The organism is Streptosporangium sp. NPDC006930 (genome assembly GCF_040635605.1).
Taxonomy (GTDB): domain Bacteria; phylum Actinomycetota; class Actinomycetes; order Streptosporangiales; family Streptosporangiaceae; genus Streptosporangium.
Map to the genome: position 1 here is coordinate 100,984 of NZ_JBEYID010000026.1, position 15,129 is coordinate 116,112.

At 72.2% G+C, this 15,129-nt stretch carries 11 protein-coding genes; all 11 read right to left on the bottom strand.

The features are described 5' to 3' along the window. Positions 1-6: 6 nt before the first annotated feature. The 11 genes from ABZ664_RS33640 to ABZ664_RS33690 all read right to left on the bottom strand — a co-directional run bounded on the left by ABZ664_RS33640 (position 7) and on the right by ABZ664_RS33690 (position 15,124). Positions 7-999, bottom strand: coding sequence for a cytochrome P450 (locus ABZ664_RS33640; protein WP_362519205.1), 993 nt, complete (start codon positions 997-999; stop codon positions 7-9). A gap of 18 nt (positions 1,000-1,017) precedes the next feature. Continuing rightward, the gene (locus ABZ664_RS33645; RefSeq protein ID WP_362519207.1) at positions 1,018-2,187 is read right to left on the bottom strand and encodes an acyltransferase; all 1,170 of its coding nucleotides are present in this window, start codon (positions 2,185-2,187) and stop codon (positions 1,018-1,020) included. Positions 2,188-2,244: 57 nt separating this feature from the next. Beyond that, the gene (locus tag ABZ664_RS33650; protein WP_350950126.1) at positions 2,245-2,451 is read right to left on the bottom strand and encodes a ferredoxin; all 207 of its coding nucleotides are present in this window, start codon (positions 2,449-2,451) and stop codon (positions 2,245-2,247) included. Between the two features lie 6 nt (positions 2,452-2,457). Further along, complete coding sequence (locus ABZ664_RS33655; RefSeq protein ID WP_362519210.1) at positions 2,458-3,645, bottom strand: cytochrome P450; 1,188 nt, start codon at positions 3,643-3,645, stop codon at positions 2,458-2,460. Between the two features lie 116 nt (positions 3,646-3,761). Then, on the bottom strand, positions 3,762-5,444 hold the full coding sequence (locus ABZ664_RS33660; RefSeq protein ID WP_362519215.1) for an ABC transporter ATP-binding protein: 1,683 nt from the start codon (positions 5,442-5,444) through the stop codon (positions 3,762-3,764). Beyond that, a complete protein-coding gene (locus tag ABZ664_RS33665) occupies positions 5,441-6,241 on the bottom strand; it encodes an ABC transporter permease (protein ID WP_362519220.1) in 801 nt (266 codons plus the stop codon). Before ABZ664_RS33665 ends, ABZ664_RS33660 begins: the two co-directional genes overlap by 4 nt. Next, positions 6,238-7,239 carry an ABC transporter permease gene (locus tag ABZ664_RS33670; RefSeq protein ID WP_362519223.1) on the bottom strand — a complete coding sequence of 334 codons (1,002 nt, stop codon included), beginning with the start codon at positions 7,237-7,239 and terminating at the stop codon, positions 6,238-6,240. The genes ABZ664_RS33665 and ABZ664_RS33670 overlap by 4 nt, the downstream gene beginning before the upstream one ends. Further along, positions 7,224-8,882, bottom strand: a complete 1,659-nt coding sequence (locus ABZ664_RS33675) for an ABC transporter substrate-binding protein (RefSeq protein ID WP_362519226.1) — start codon at positions 8,880-8,882, stop codon at positions 7,224-7,226. Before ABZ664_RS33675 ends, ABZ664_RS33670 begins: the two co-directional genes overlap by 16 nt. A gap of 143 nt (positions 8,883-9,025) precedes the next feature. Next, a complete protein-coding gene (locus tag ABZ664_RS33680) occupies positions 9,026-10,012 on the bottom strand; it encodes an LLM class flavin-dependent oxidoreductase (protein ID WP_362519228.1) in 987 nt (328 codons plus the stop codon). Positions 10,013-10,088: 76 nt separating this feature from the next. Then, on the bottom strand, positions 10,089-12,008 hold the full coding sequence (locus ABZ664_RS33685) for an HAD-IIIC family phosphatase (RefSeq protein ID WP_362519233.1): 1,920 nt from the start codon (positions 12,006-12,008) through the stop codon (positions 10,089-10,091). Then, positions 12,005-15,124: a beta-ketoacyl synthase N-terminal-like domain-containing protein gene (locus tag ABZ664_RS33690; protein WP_362519239.1), complete on the bottom strand. Its 3,120-nt coding sequence runs from the start codon at positions 15,122-15,124 to the stop codon at positions 12,005-12,007. The genes ABZ664_RS33685 and ABZ664_RS33690 overlap by 4 nt, the downstream gene beginning before the upstream one ends. Positions 15,125-15,129: the final 5 nt, after the last annotated feature.

The window sequence follows — 15,129 nt, forward strand, 5'->3', positions numbered from 1 at the left end:
CTCCTCTCACCACTCGACGGGCAGGGTGTGCACGCCCTGCATCGTGCCGCCGCCGCGCGTGGGCAGCCTGTCCAGCGGCACGGCGAGCCGCAGGTCCGGAATCCGGTCGAAGAGGACGGAGAACGCCACCTCCAGTTCCATCCGCGCCAGGTTCTGGCCGAGGCACTGGTGGATGCCGAACCCGAACGTGAGGTGATGACGACCGGAGGCGGCGTTGTGCCCGCCGGCGCGGCGGATGTCGAACCGGTACGGGTCGGGGAAGGCCGCGGGGTCGCGGTTGGTCATCGAGGAGGAGACCAGGACTCCCTCTCCGGCCCGGATGACGTGTCCGTCGATCTCGATGTCCTCGGTCGCCACCCGTACTCCCGAGACGTCCGTCACCGACACCATCCGCAGCAACTCGTCCACCGCGGCGGGCAGCACGCCCGGGTCCGCGCGCAGCGCCGCCAGCTGGTCCGGGTGCTCCAGCAGGGTGACCACCCCGAGCGCGATCATCTGGGACGTCGTGTCGTGCCCTCCGATCAGCAGCGCCAGCGCGATGCGCACCAGGTCCTCCCGGGTCAGGTCGCCGTCCTCGTCGACCTGACCCACCAGCCTGCTCAGCACCCCCGCCCCACCGGGCTCACGTTCCTTGGTGGTGATCAGCCCGTCCAGGTAGTCCCAGAGCGCCTGGCCCGCCGCCTCGGCGTCCTGCGCGCTCTTGGCCTGAAGCAGCCCGTTCGTCATCGCCTCGAAGAACGCGTGGTCGTCGTACGGCACGCCGAGCAGCTCCGAGATCACCATGGACGGGATCGGCAGCGCGTAGTCCTCGACCAACTCCGCGGGCGGCCCCTTCCGAAGCAGTTCGTCCACCAGCCTGCCCGCGAGTTCCTCGACGCTTCCGCGCAGGGCGCGCACCTGCTTGAGGCTGAAATCGGGGGCGAGCAGGCGGCGATGGATGTCGTGTACGGGCGGATCGAACCCGATGATGGCGATGGGCTTGAAGATGGGGGCGTCCAACCGGGGCAGGGAGGGCGGTCAGCCCGCCGGTTCCGGGGCAGGGGTCTCCGGTCGTAGCGCGCCGCCGGACGGCAGGGGGTGGGTGCGCGGCTGTGCCCACGCGCGCATGGCGGGTTCCTCGACGAGGCGGTTCAGTGCCCACGCCACCGCCGTGGTGACCCCGAACAGAACCATGATGACGCCGAGGGCGGCCGGCACGTCCCATGTCCGGTCGGCGCCGATCGCGAGGTGCCCGAAGTGCAGGACCAGGAAGTGCGCCAGGTAGGAGGCGTACGAGACCCCGCCCAGCCACCGCAGGATCCGGCCGCGAAACGGCGTGGGGACGCCCCGCTCGTCCGCGACGGCCACGGCCGCGATCAGCAGGGCCAGCGGCAGCGCGATCGTCGCGGTGAGCCCGTACACGCTCGGCCACAGGTACATCTGCAGGGCGAACCCCGCCGCCAGGACCAGCAGCGCCCTGCCCACGCCCAGCGGGACCCGTCGGCCCGCCAGCACGATGCGGGCCATGATGATGCCGAGGACGAAGTCCAGCGCCCTGATCGGCGGGAAGGAGACCAGGAACCAGTTCTGCACGAACGACATGTCCTGGCCGGGAAGCCGGGGTGTTCCCGGCAGGGCGAGGAGGGCGACGGCGGGCAGCAGGGCGATCACGGCGGCGACGGCGCCGGCCGCCCACCACAGCCGCCGGGCGGAGATCCTGCGGACGAGCGCGTGCAGGAAGGGGAAGGCCAGATAGAAGAGCAGGTCGCAGGCGAGGGACCAGGTGACGACGTTGATCGTGATGACCACGTCCATCCGGGGATACCAGGTGTGCACGAGCAGCAGGCTCGGCAACAGTTTGGGCAGGTCCACGGCCTGGCCCGCCCACACGGCCAGGCCGAGCGCGGCCAGCCAGGTCACCACGTGGACCGGGTAGACCTTGACCAGGCGCCGGCGCCAGAAGCTCGCCCTGGACTGTCCCTCCCGCACCGACCAGGTCAGCACGAACCCGCTCAGCACGAAGAAGAACTCCACACCGAGCCAGCCCGAGGCGAAGGCGAAGGTCTGCAGGGAGGCCGCGGTCTCCCGGTGGAAGAAACCCAGGACACAGGCGTGGCACACGAACACCAGGAACGCCGCCACGAATCTCATCCCGGTGAGCGAGGGGAGCCGCGCGGCCTCCTTCGACGGGTGCGTCGAGTGAGTCATCTTTTCTGCTTTCTTCGGCCGGCCTTTGTACGGGGCCGGCCCGAACCTGTGGGGAGGTCAGTCCCCCGGTGATTTCTCGCTGATCCGGATGGCCTGCGCCGGGCAGAGGAAGGCGGCCCTGCGGACCCGTTCCTCCTGCTGCGGCTCTGGCCGCGGGGTGAGCACGACGACCAGGCCGTCATCGTCCTGATCGAAGACCTCGGAGGTGGCGGCCATGCAGCGCCCGCCACTGATGCAGCGCTCCCGATCCGCCCGCACCCACATCCGGCGTCACCATTCGACCGGTAGCTGGAGCACCCGCTGTACGGTGCCCGCGCCGAGGATGGGCAGTTCGTCCACGGGTACGGCCAGCCGTATCCCCGGGATCCGGGTGAGCAGCTGGTGCAGGGCGACCTCCAGTTCGAGCCGGGCCAGGTTCTGGCCGAGGCACTGGTGGATGCCGAACCCGAAGGTGAGGTGGTGGGTGTCCTCGCGCAGGACGTCGAACTCGTGGGCCCGCCGGTGCACCTGCTCGTCCCGGTTGGCCAGGGTGCCCGAGACGAGCACCCCCTCCCCCTCCCGGATGAGATGGCCCGCGATCTCGATGTCCCCCTTGGCGACCCTGGTCGCGACGAGGTCCGTGGTCGCGATGTAGCGCAGGAGTTCCTCGATCGCGCCGGGCAGGCGGGAGGGGTCCTGAAGCACCAGCGCCAGCTGGTCCGGGTGCTCCAGCAGCGTGATGACGCCAAGGGCGAGAGAGGAGGAGGTCGTCTCGTGAGCGGCGATCAGGAGCACCAGCGCGATCGAGACCAGCTCGTCGTGCCCGACGTCGCCGGGGATGACCCGCTCCCTCACCAGCGTGCCGAGCAGGCCGTCGGTGGGTTCCTTGATCTGTGCGGCCACCAGCCGGTCGATGTAGTCGGCCAGGTCCTGGGCCGCCGTCGCCGACTCCTGCTCGGTGCCCAGCATCACCTTGCCGCTGGCGTCCTGGAAGAAGTCGTGGTCGGCGTAGGGGACGCCGAGGTGCCGGCAGATCACCAGGGACGGGAGTGGCACCGCGAGCAGCGGCACCAGGTCGGCGGGAGGGCCGTGGTCGATGATCGCGTCGATGTATCCGGACACGATGTCCTCGAGCTGGGGACGCATTCCGCGGACCGTCTTGAGGCTGAAGTGCGGGTTGAGATAGCGCCGGTAGATGTCGTGGACGGGCGGGTCCATCGCGATGAGCGCGAGGGTGCGGGCGATCTGCGAGCGGAAGCGGGGGGCGACGATGGGGAACCCGGGGTGGGTGCGCTGCGAGGACAGGTTCGGGTGGGTGAGGATCTCCCGCGACTCCCGGTACCCCGTCACCATCCACGCCTCGCGGCCGTCGAAGAGCGTCACCTTGAGCACCGGCCCCCGCTCACCGATCTCCCGATATCCGGGTGGCGGCTCGTACGGGCAGGTGCGTTTCTGCGGATACGGCGGAGCTTCCGTCATTTCCTTCATCCTTCGGCGAGACAAGAAAAGGGCGCCGCCGGTGCCGTGCGACGACAACGACATTAGGCAGGAACGAAATATTGGGCAAGGCCGGTTCAGCGTTGATTAAGAATTGCTTATGCGCTGCCCCGAGCGGCCCGGTGAAGCCGGGGAACCGCATCCAGGAGGGTCTTTGTGTATTGATGCTCCGGAGCTTCGAATACCTTTCTCACGTCGCCGGACTCAACCACTTTCCCGTCTTTCATGACCGCCACTTCGTGACTGATCCTGTGGACGACGCCCAGATCGTGGGAAATGAATACGTAGGCCACGCCGAGCCTTTCCTGAACGTCGGTCAGGACGTCGAGCACCTGTGCCTGGATCACCGCGTCCAGGGCCGAGACCGGTTCGTCGCAGATGATGACGTCCGGTCGCGGGGCTAGTGCCCGCGCGATCGCGAGGCGCTGCCGCTGGCCTCCGGACAGCTCACGTGCCCGCCGGCCGAGCACCTCCTCGTCCAGGCCCACGTGCTCCAGGAGTTCCGCCACCCGTCGTGCGCGTTCGGCGCCGGGGGTGCCCTGCGCGCGCAGGGGCTCCTCGAGAAGCCGTCTCGCGGTGTAGCGGGGATCGAAGGAGGCGAGCGGGTGCTGGTAGATCATCTGGATCCGGCGGCGGGCCGCCCGCCGTTCGGGGCCGCGCAGTTCGCTCCAGGTCCGCCCGTTCACCTCGACCCGGCCGGCGTCCGGCGCGGCCAGGCCCAGCAGCAGCCGGCCCACGGTCGTCTTCCCCGACCCGGACTCTCCGACGATGCCGAGCGTCTCACCGGCCCGTACCTCGACCGACACCTCGTCCACCGCGGTGAACGCGCCCTTGCCCGGCAGCCTGTACCTCTTGACCAGCCCTTCGGCGCTCAGCACCACCCGTCCGGGACCGGGACGCGGATCGGGGTCGGCCGACGCGGTGCCCGCGCCCCGCGCCAGGCCCCGTCCCTGCCCGAGCGCGGCGGCGACCAGGGTCCTGGTGTAGGGGTGGGAGGGCGCCTGGAGCATCTCGCGCGTCGGGCCGTCCTCGACGAACCGCCCGTCCTTCATCACGTACACGTGGTCGGCGATCTCCGCGACGACGCCGAGGTCGTGGCTGATGAGCAGGATCGCCGTGCCGTCGCCCGCGCGCTCGCGCAACAGCGCGAGCACCTGCCTCTGCACCGTCGCGTCCAGCGCCGTCGTCGGCTCGTCGGCGATCAGCAGGTCGGGCCGCGCGGCCAGGGCCGAGGCGATCAGGGCGCGTTGCCGCAGCCCGCCCGACATCTCGTGCGGGTACTGCCGTGCCCGGCTCTCGGGCAGCGGGACGCCCACCGAGTCGAGCAGCCGTACGACCTCGTCGCCGATCTCGCCCGTGGGCACGGTCCGGTGCTCGCGCAGAGGTTCCGCCACCTCGGCGCCGACGCGGCGCAGCGGGTCGAGGGAGCCCAGGGCGTCCTGCAGGACAAAGCCGACGCGCCGTCCGCGCAGCGCACGCCAGCCCCGGCCCCGTACCCGGCGCAGGTCGAGCCCGCCGAACACGAGCTCCTTCGCCCGCACGTCGGCACCGTCGCCGGCCAGCCCCACCAGGCTGCGCGCGGTGACGCTCTTGCCGGAGCCGGACTCACCGACGATCGCCACCACCTGCCCGCGGTCGACGCGGAGGGACACGCCCCGCACCGCGTCGACGTGCCCGCGGCCCGTCGAGAAGCCGACGGTGAGGTCCCGGACGCGCAGCAGTTCCCTCGTGTCCCCCGGCGCCGGGCTCATGTTCGTCGTGTCGCCGGATACCGGGCTCATGTCCGCCCCCGTTCGATCCGCTGCCGCAGGTGCCCGCCGACGACGGTGATGGACAGGACCGCGATCGTGATGGCGACTCCGGGGAACGCCGCCGGCCACCAGGCGATCGCGAGGAACTCCTGGCTGTCGGCCAGCATCGCGCCCCATTCGGCGGTCGGCGGCTGGGGGCCCAGGCCCACGAAACTCAGCGAGGAGCCCGCCACGATCATCGCTCCCAGGGTCACCGTCGCCAGTACCATGACCGGGCCGAGCGCGTTGGGCAGGATGTGCCGCAGGACCACCTGGGCGCGCGACCAGCCGAACCCGTGGGCCGCCTCGACGTAGTGCGCTCCGCGCAGCCTGATCACCTCCGCGCGCGTCACCCTGGCGAAGCCCGGCAGGGAGATCACCGCCAGGCCCACGCTGGCCGGGCCGCCGCCGGGTCCCAGCACCGCGACGACCAGGAACACCAGCAGCAGGCCGGGGACGGAGAGGACCACGTCGAGCGATCTGCTGAGCACCTGGTCCATGGTCCGGCCGAGCTGCGCGGCGGCGACCCCGACCAGGACGCCCGCGGCCAGCGCGAGCCCGACCGCACCGGCGCCTATCAGCAGGGAGGGACCGGCGCCGTGAACGATCCTGGCGTACAGGTCCCTGCCGTTCTGGTCGGTGCCGAACCAGTGCGTGCCGTCAGGTGGCCGCAGCGTCGCGTTCAGGTCGGCCGCGTCGGGGTCCGTCCCGGTGAACAGCGAAGGGAAGAGCGCCATCGCGGCCAGCAGTGCCAGCACGATCGCCCCCGGCCAGAAGCTCTTGGTCACGGCCGGCTCCCCGCCTCTCGCGTCCTGGGGTCGATCACCCAGACCAGGATGTCGACCACGATGTTGACCAGCACGAACACCACCGCGGTGAGCAGCACGATCGCGATCACCACGGGCATGTCCTTGTTCTCCACCGCGAACAACACCAGCCGTCCGATCCCCTGCCGGGAGAAGACGATCTCGATGATCACCGCACCTCCGATGAGCGAGCCGGCGATCCAGCCCAGGAGCGTGGTGGCGGGCAGCAGCGCGTGCCGCAGCACGTGCCGCAGGCGCAGCGCGAGCTCGCCGATGCCCCGTGAGCGGGCGGTCACCACGAACGGGTCCTCCAGCGCGCGCAGCAACCCGTCGCGCAGCACCCCCGTCATCACCGCGACCGGCCCCGCGGCCAGCGCGGCGGTCGGCAGCACGAGACCGGACAGGGAGGAGGAGCCGATGGCCGGGAACCAGTGCAGGTTGAAGGAGAACACCGTCAGCAGCAGCAGCCCGAGCCAGAAGGGCGGCAGCGCCACCACCAGCGACTCGGTCGCGGAGAACGACGAGCGCACCCACCGCCGGCGGTTCGCGCTCACCACCGCGAGCAGGACGGAGGCGACCAGCGTGACCAGCAGGGTCGCCAGGACCAGCAGCAGGGTGTCGGGGAGCTGGGACCCGATCGCGTCCCACACCGGCCTGCGCAGCACGTACGACTCGCCGAACTCCCCCCGCGCGATCCTGGTGAGGTAGGCGAGGTACTGCGCCACGAGCGGATCGTCGAGCCGGTACTCGGCGATGATCCGGTCGCGTACCTCCGGGGTGACGGCGGAGCGGGCGAGCAGCACGTCGGCGGTGCCGCCCGGCATCACCCGCAGCAGCAGGAACGTCGCCGTGACCGCTCCCCACAGCACGGCCACCGAGGCGGCCACGCGCACCAGCACGAGACGCGCCGCCCCGCTCGCGCGGCGTGAGGGGGCCGCGCCCGCCGCCTCGGCGGCGGGCGCGTTCAGGACGCGAGCCATGCGCCGTACAGGTCGGGGGTGCCGTCGGCGTTGAAGCCGACCTCCCGGACGCCTTCGCGTACGGTCACCGTGGACAGGGGCGAGTAGACCGGCAGGACCGCGGCGTCCTCGGTGATGCGCTTTTGCGCCTCGGCGTAGGCGCGGTGCCGCTCGGCCTGGTTCTCGGCGCCGAGCGCGCGCCGGAAGGCGGCCTCCACCTCGGGGTTGTCGTAGCGTGCCATGTTGTTGCTGATCCCGCGCTTGGGCGTGGGGATGTTGTCGGCGCCGAACAGGACGCGCAACACGTCCGGTCCCGGCGCGGAGAAGCTGGTGTCGATCAGTTCGTAGTCACCGTCCAGCAGGCGCTTGACGAAGGTCCCGCCGTCGAGGTTCTCCTCGACCAGTTCGACGCCGAGTCCTTTCGCCGCGGACTGGATCTGCGTGGCGAGGTTGGCCACGGATCCGTCGGACCACATGTGGCGCAGAGTGAGGCGTTCGCCGTTCTTCGTCCGGTATCCGGCCGCGTCGCGCCCGGTCCAGCCCGCCTGGTCGAGCAGCCGCTCCGCCTCGGCGGGGTCGTGGGCGTAGGCCGGGGCCAGGGAACCGTCGTAGCCCGGTGTGCCGGACGAGAGCACCCCCTGGGCGCCTTCGTACACGCCGAAATAGACGTTCTTCACGATCTGCGCCCAGTCGATGCCGGTACGCAGCGCCTTGCGCACGTTGACGTCGCCGAGCGGGCCGCTCGCGGTGTTCGGCCAGTAGCTGTAGTTGATCCCGGGGAACGGTGTCGAGTGCAGGGTGAACCCGGGCAGGCTCTTCACCGTGTTGAGGCTCGTCGGCGACAGGCCGGTGACCGCGTCGACCTGGCCGCTGGTGAGCGCACCCAGCCGGGCGGCGTTGTCCGGCACGACCTTGACCTCGATCCGCTCCAGCCGCGCCGGGCCGCGACGCGGTTCCGGCGCCCAGTCGTAGGAGGGGTTCCTGACGTAGTCGATGCCCTTCTGCGGCACGAGCCCGGTGTCGCTGCGGAACGGGCCGGTTCCGACGATCTTCGCGCACAGCGCGGAGGGGGACCCCTTGAGGGTGGGCGGGGACTGGATGCCCAGGTTGGGCAGGGCCAGCGCGGCGAGGAAACCCGAGTCGGGCCGCTTGAGCCTGACCTCGACCGTGAAGGGGCCGACGGCCTTGGCCGACCGGTAGGCCGCGAGCAGGCTTCCGGCGAGCAGCGACTTCGTCTCCGGAGCCACCACGTGGTCGAGGTTGGCGACCACCGCCTGGGCGTCGAACCTCTCCCCGTCGGTGAACGTCACGCCCTGACGGAGTTCGAAGGTGTAGGTGAGCCGGTCCGGCGAGACCTCCCAGCGTGTGGCCAGCCAGGGACCGACGGCTCCCTGCGCGTCCTGGTGGACCAGCGAGTCCAGGATCGGCCGGGTGAGGGCCCTGGCCGACTCGGTGGGGCTCTGGTGCGGGTCCAGGCACTCGGGTTCCTTCTCGACGGCCAGGCGCAGCGTGCCGCCGCTCCTGGGCTGCGCTGCGGCGCTCCCCTCCCCTGTCGTGGCACCGTCCGCGCCGGAGGAACATGCGGTGGCCAGTGCCAGCATCAACGTGGCGGCCCCCGCCATGGCGGCGGGCTTGCGTGACCGGGACCTCGTAGCAGCAGCCATCCTCATCCTCATCGTTCGAACGCCGGATTGCGCCGGAGGTCGTTCTCCGGCTGGACACACAGTGCTCGGCGGTTCTAAAGCCGGGCTGAACGCGGGCTGAGGAGAGCTGTGGCCGGTGCTCGGGCGCACCGGCCCGTGCGGACCTACAGGGATGAGACGATCTTGGCGAGCAACTCGTACGAGCGGATCCGGGCGGTGTGGTCGGGCACCTGGGTGAGCACGAACAGCTCGTCGGCGCGGGTCTGGCGCAGCAGCTCGGTCAGGCGGGGGGTGATCCGTTCCGGGGAGCCGACGAACTGCGGTTCGAGCCGGTCCCGCAGGAAGCGTTCCTCCTGCGGGGTGAACGTGTGCGCCGCGGTCTCCTCCTCGGTGGGCAGCACGGTGCCCGGATCCACGGTGCGCATCAGGATCTGGCCGAACACGAAGGAGGCGGCCAGCCGGTGGGCCCGCTCGTCGGTGTCGGCGGCGACGACGATCACCGCCACGCACGCGTGCGGCTCGGACAGCCACGGCGAGGGCCGGAAGGCCCGGCGGTAGGCGTCGAGCGCCTCGGGGGCGCCGCCCCCCACGATCGCGTGCGCGTAGACGTAGGGCAGGCCCGCCCGGCCCGCGTAGGCGGCGCTGCCGGCGCTGGAGCCCACCATCCACAGCTCGGGCGCGATCGCCGGCTCCGGGATCGCCCGCACGCCGCCGCTGCCTCCGGCGAAGTACTCGCGCAGCTCGTGCAGCGCGTCGCCGAAGTCCAGCCGGCGCGGGTCGCCGATGCGGGCCGTGATCTCGCCCGAGCCGCCCGGGGCGCGCCCGAGCCCCAGGTCGACCCGGCCCGGATAGAGGCCGGCCAGGACTCCGAACTGCTCGGCGACCACCAGGGGCGAGTGGTTCGGCAGCAGCACCGCGCCCGAGCCGACCCGGATGCTGGAGGTCGCCTCCAGGATGGGCCCGGCGAGCACCGCGGGGCTCGACGCCGCCAGCGCCGGCGTGTTGTGGTGTTCGGCCACCCAGTAACGCCGGTAACCGAGCGCCTCCACGGCCTTGGCCAGATCGATCGAACGGCGCAGCGCGTCACCCGCCGTGTCACCTCGCCAGACCGGCGCGGTGTCGTGCACCGAGACCGCGATTCCCTCAGGCAATGCCCTCTCCCTCATCCCGTTCACACATATACGGAGGCTTCCTCACGTTATGTCCGCAAGTTAAATCGAGGATGCCTCAGCTTGTCAACGCCGCCTCCGCGGGCCCGGCCGGGGTCGGCACCACCCGGCCCGCGACCTCCAGCGTGAGATGGCCGGGCACGCCGACGATCTCGCCGAGGTCGTGCGCGTACCGCGACCGCCGCGGCGTCACCTCCGTCACGGTGAACCCGTAGTGCGGGTAGAAGTCCGCGACCTTCGCGTTCCTCGCGCTCGCCACGTAGTCACCGTGCACGGCGGGAAAACCGGCGGCGCGTGCCTGGCCGAGCACCTCGGCCAGGCACGCCTGCTCGATGCCCCGGGCGAACACCCGGCAGCTCAGCAGGAGGTTCTCGATCAGCAACCCCTCCGGCAGCGCCCGCAGGAAGACCGCTCCGACGATCCCGTTGCTCCCGAACCGGTCTGCCGCCGACAGCGTCAGCACCCGCGAGCCGGGCCGCCCCGCCCGCTCACGCACCGCCTCCGGGGAGAGGCGCTCGGTGGTGAGGTTGAACTGGTTGGTGCGCAAGGTGAGCTGCGACAGCCGCGCGACGTCGGCGCCGGTGGCGGGCGCCAGCCGTACGGACACCCCCAGTCCGCCCAGGAACTCCTCGGCCGACCCCGCCGCGAACAGGAACTCCGAACGCGCCGCCTCCTCGTGGTAGCGCCGCGTCCGGACACGGTCCTCCGTGGTCACCTCGTTCACGGTGAACCAGCCGTCGGCCAGCAGCCGCGTCACGTGCAGCGCCGGGTCGCCGTCCAGGTGGATCACCGCCGTCTCCGGCAGCTCCGCCGCGACCGCGGCGCACTCGTGGACGCTGTCGTCGGCGAACACCACGCTGTCCCCGCCCAGGTTCAGCTCCCGCGCCAGGACCCGCAGGTTGGCCGGTTTCGGCCGCCAGTTGGCGAGGATGCGGACGAAGGCGTCCTCGCGCACCACCATGTCGGGGTGTTCCCGCAGCGCGGCGAGCACGGTCTCCTGGTCGTTCTTGCTCACCGCGGCCAGCAGGACGCCCTGCGACTGCAGCTGCGCCACCACCTTCTGGAACCGCTGGAAGGCCTCACCCCGCCGGCCGTGGGCCACCTCGATGCCCTCCACCCCGTCGTCGCCGAGGACGCCGCCCCACAGCGTCTGGTCGAGGTCGACGGCGAGCACCTTCCTGGCACGCCCGGTCCGGGCCCGCACCAGGTGGGCCAGTTCACGGGCGTACGCGCCGAGCAGGGCGTCCGACAGGTGCGCCCGCGCGTAGACCTCGAACCGCGGATCGGACAGCTCGATCGGCGCCGTCAGCAGCGGGTCGAGGTCCATCACCACGACGGGCTGCACCGACTCGCCGAACGCCAGCAGTTCGGCGTTGGCCCGCCGCCAGACCGCGCCGAGCCGCGCCCTGGACGGATGGTCCAGCAACTGCGCCTGCCACACCCGGGGCAGCGGGACGGTGTTGAACACGAGCGCGCCGGACCCGCTCTCCCCGAACCGCGCCGCCAGCCGCCGCCACAGCGCCAGCTTCTCCTCCAGCACGCGCTCCACGTCGTCCACCGTGAACGGCACGCCGACCTCGTCGAACACGGCCGCGTGGTCGAGTACGCAGACGGTCACGTCGGGTCGTCCGGCGTACAGGGCGCTGCCGGGATCGCCCAGCTCGAACGCGTACGAGCCGAAGTCCGCGAGCCGGACGTCCGGCAGATACCCGTGGCGGGCCAGTTCGCCGGTGAGCGCGGTACGCAGCGCGCCGAGCGTGCCGTGTCCGGTGACGGTCACGGCCGCGAGCGGAAGCCCCGGATGGTGTTCGCGAACGGCCTCCACGTCGACCCGCTCCAGCAGTCGCGCCGACGGGGCGGCGTCCTCCTCGTCCATCGCGGCCAGCAGTGCCGCGACCTCGTCGTATCGCGCCGCGAGCGCCCCCTCGCGGTGCAGCGAGCGCAGGCACGCGCGCGCCTCGGCGCTCTTCGAGGTCATCGCTTCTCCAGCAGTGCCGGCGCGTTTTGCGGGCCGAGCAGTTCCTCCAGCCGGAACGCGAGTTCGCGGGCGGTGCCGTGGTCGAGCACCAGTCCCACCCGCACGTCGACGCCGATCTCCCCGGAGAGCCTGGCGGCGATCTCCAGCGCGCCGAAGGAGGTGATGCCGATCTGGGTCAGGTCGTCCGCCGGGCCGATCGCTCCGTGGGAGTGCCCGAGCGCGTCGGCCACCGCCGTCAGCACCAGCGACGTCAGGAGGTCGTGGCGCTCGCCCTCAGGCAGGCCGGACAGCGGCCCGGATGACGGCGCGGGCGACGGCGCGGCGGCCGGTGCCGTCGTCGGCTCGTGCGGCTCGTACGGTGGCAGGTCCCGTCCGTGCCTCCTCGGCGGGATGAGCCAGTAGCGTTCGTGCCGGAACGGGTAGGTCGGCACGGTGGCCGGATCGGCGACCGGCCCCTCGCCGAGCACCTTCTCCCAGTCGATCCGCACACCGCGCGCATGGGCCTGCGCGACACCGCGCAACACCGACCGGGCCTCCGCCCCGGGGTCTCGCACCAGCGGGATCGCCGACACGCCGTCCCGCTCCCCTGCCAGGCAGTCCGCGATCATGCCGGTCATCGTGGTGTCGGGGCCGATCTCGACGAAGGTGTCGACGCCCAGGCCCCGCAGGGTGAGCACGCCGTCGTGGAAACGGACCGTGCCGCGCACCTGGGCGGCCCAGTGGTCCGGCGCGGCCAGCTCGTCCCGCGTCGCCACCAGGCCCGTGGTGTTGGAGACCAGGGGGATCGCGGGTTCGCCGACGTCCAGTTCCGTCGCCGCCTCCACCAGCCGCGGCAGCGCGGGGTCCATGTGCGGCGAGTGGAAGGCCTGGCCGACCGCGAGCGCCTTCGTACGCACCCCACGGGAGCGCCATCGGGCGGCCAGTCCCCGCACCGCGTCCGCGTCGCCGGAGACCACGGTCGACCTCGGCCCGTTGACCGCCGCCACGGACACCCGTCCGTCCAGCTCGGCCAGGGATGCCCGCACCTCCGCCTCGGGGGCCCGCAGTGACACCATGCCCCCGCCTTCCGGCGCGGACTGCATCGCCAGTGCCCGTACCACGACCAGGCGCGCGGCCTGCTCCAGCGAGAGCGCCCCGGCGACGTGTGCCGCGGTGAGCTCCCCGACGGAGTGGCCGAGCAGCGCGTGGGCGACCAGGCCCAGGTGCTCCGCGAGCCGGCAGAGCGCGAGCTGGGTGGCGAACAGCGCGGGCTGGGCGAACTCCGTGCGCCGCAGCAGCCCTCCCAGCGGGCCGTCGGCCGCGGCGGACACCACCTCGCCCAGGGGCGGGCCTTCGGCGTGGTGGACCCGTCTGGCCAGGTCCAGTGCGGCGCAGGCGGCGTCGAACGCCTCGGCGTAGACCGGGAACCTCTCGTACAGCTCGCGTCCCATCCGCGCCCGCTGGGTCCCCTGGCCGCTGAACACGAACGCCACCTTCGGCGCCGCACTCGCCCTGACGATCGGGCTGGACGGCCCGGCGAGCGCGTCCAGTTCGCGGGTGAGCTCGGCGGCGCCGGAGCCGAGTGCCACCGCCCGGTACCTGAACTCCGAACGCCGTCCCGCCAGGGTGCGGGCCACGGCGGCGAGATCGGTCTCCCGCCCCGAGCGCAGGAGGTCACCCAGCCGGGCGGCCTGTGCCCGCACCGCCTCGGGCGTCTTGCCGGAAAGCAGCCAGGGGACGGCCACCAGCGGGTTCCCGGCCTCGGCCTCGGAGCCGGGCGACCCCCCTTCGGTCACCGGCGCCTCCTCGACGAGCAGGTGCGCGTTGGTCCCGCTGATCCCGAACGAGGAGACACCCGCCCTGCGCGGCCGGTCGCCGCGCGGCCAGGGAAGGGCGCGCTCCAGCGGTTCCACCCCGCCGTCGTCCCAGTCGACCAGGGTGGACCGATCGGCCACGTGCAGCGTCGCGGGCAGCACGCCGTGCCGCAGCGCCTGCACCATCTTGATCACACCGGCGACTCCCGCCGCGGCCTGCGTGTGCCCCAGGTTCGACTTGACCGAACCCAGCCACAACGGTCGTCGCCTCGCGGTGCCGTAGGCCGCGATCAGGGCGCCCGCCTCGATCGGGTCCCCGAGCGCGGTGCCGGTCCCGTGCGCCTCGACCGCATCCACCTCGGCCGGCGACAGCCCCGCGCCGCGCAGGGCCGTCTCGATCACCTTCTCCTGGGCGGTCCCGCTCGGCGCGGTGAGCCCGTTGCTCGCCCCGTCGGAGTTGATCGCCGAGCCGCGGACCACCGCCAGGACCGGGTGCCCGTTGCGCAGGGCGTCCCCGAGCCGCTCCAGCACCAGCACCCCCACGCCCTCGCCGAAGCCGGTGCCGTCGGCCCCGTCGGCGAACGCCTTGCAGCGACCGTCCGCGGCGAGCCCGCCCTGGAGCCCGAACTCCACGAAGACCCGGGGGGTGGCCATCACCGTCACCCCGCCGGCGAGCGCGAGGTCACACTCGGAGCGGCGCAGCGAGTCGGCGGCGAGGTGGATCGCCACGAGCGAGGACGAACAGGCGGTGTCGACGCTGAGCGCGGGCCCCTCGAAGCCGAAGGTGTACGCCACCCGCCCGGACGCCACACTCGCCGCGTTGCCGGTCATGAGGTAGCCGTCGAGCTCGGGGGGCACGTCGTCGATCGCGGGCGCGTAGTCCTGGTAGATCACACCGGTGAACACCCCGGTCCGGCTGCCCCGCAACGACCTCGGGACGATCCCCGCGCGCTCCAGGGCCTCCCAGGAGACCTCCAGCAGCTGCCGGTGCTGCGGATCCATCGCCACGGCCTCCCTGGGGGAGATCCCGAAGAAGGCGGCGTCGAACCCGGCCGCGTCGTCCAGGAAGCCACCGGCCCTCGCCCGTTCCCGCAGGGCCGGGTCCCAGCCGCGGTCCCGCGGCGGCTCGCCGACGGTGTCGACGCCGTCGGCGACCACCCGCCACAGGTCTTCGGGCGAGCGCACCCCGCCGGGGTAGCGGCAGGCCATCGCGACCACGGCCACCGGGTCCGGGTTCGACAGCGCGGCCAGCTCCCTCTTCACCCGGGCGAGCTCGCCGGTCGTCCACTGGAGGTACTCGACCAGCTTCTTCTCGTCACTCATACCGC

Bases quoted from the DNA above. Each gene is read 5' to 3' on its own strand.
- ABZ664_RS33645 (WP_362519207.1), bottom strand. From the start codon at position 2,187: ATGACTCACTCGACGCACCCGTCGAAGGAGGCCGCGCGGCTCCCCTCG.
- ABZ664_RS33650 (WP_350950126.1), bottom strand. From the start codon at position 2,451: ATGTGGGTGCGGGCGGATCGGGAGCGCTGCATCAGTGGCGGGCGCTGC.
- ABZ664_RS33655 (WP_362519210.1), bottom strand. From the start codon at position 3,645: ATGACGGAAGCTCCGCCGTATCCGCAGAAACGCACCTGCCCGTACGAG.
- ABZ664_RS33660 (WP_362519215.1), bottom strand. From the start codon at position 5,444: ATGAGCCCGGTATCCGGCGACACGACGAACATGAGCCCGGCGCCGGGG.
- ABZ664_RS33670 (WP_362519223.1), bottom strand. From the start codon at position 7,239: ATGGCTCGCGTCCTGAACGCGCCCGCCGCCGAGGCGGCGGGCGCGGCC.
- ABZ664_RS33675 (WP_362519226.1), bottom strand. From the start codon at position 8,882: ATGGCTGCTGCTACGAGGTCCCGGTCACGCAAGCCCGCCGCCATGGCG.
- ABZ664_RS33685 (WP_362519233.1), bottom strand. From the start codon at position 12,008: ATGACCTCGAAGAGCGCCGAGGCGCGCGCGTGCCTGCGCTCGCTGCAC.
- ABZ664_RS33690 (WP_362519239.1), bottom strand. From the start codon at position 15,124: ATGAGTGACGAGAAGAAGCTGGTCGAGTACCTCCAGTGGACGACCGGC.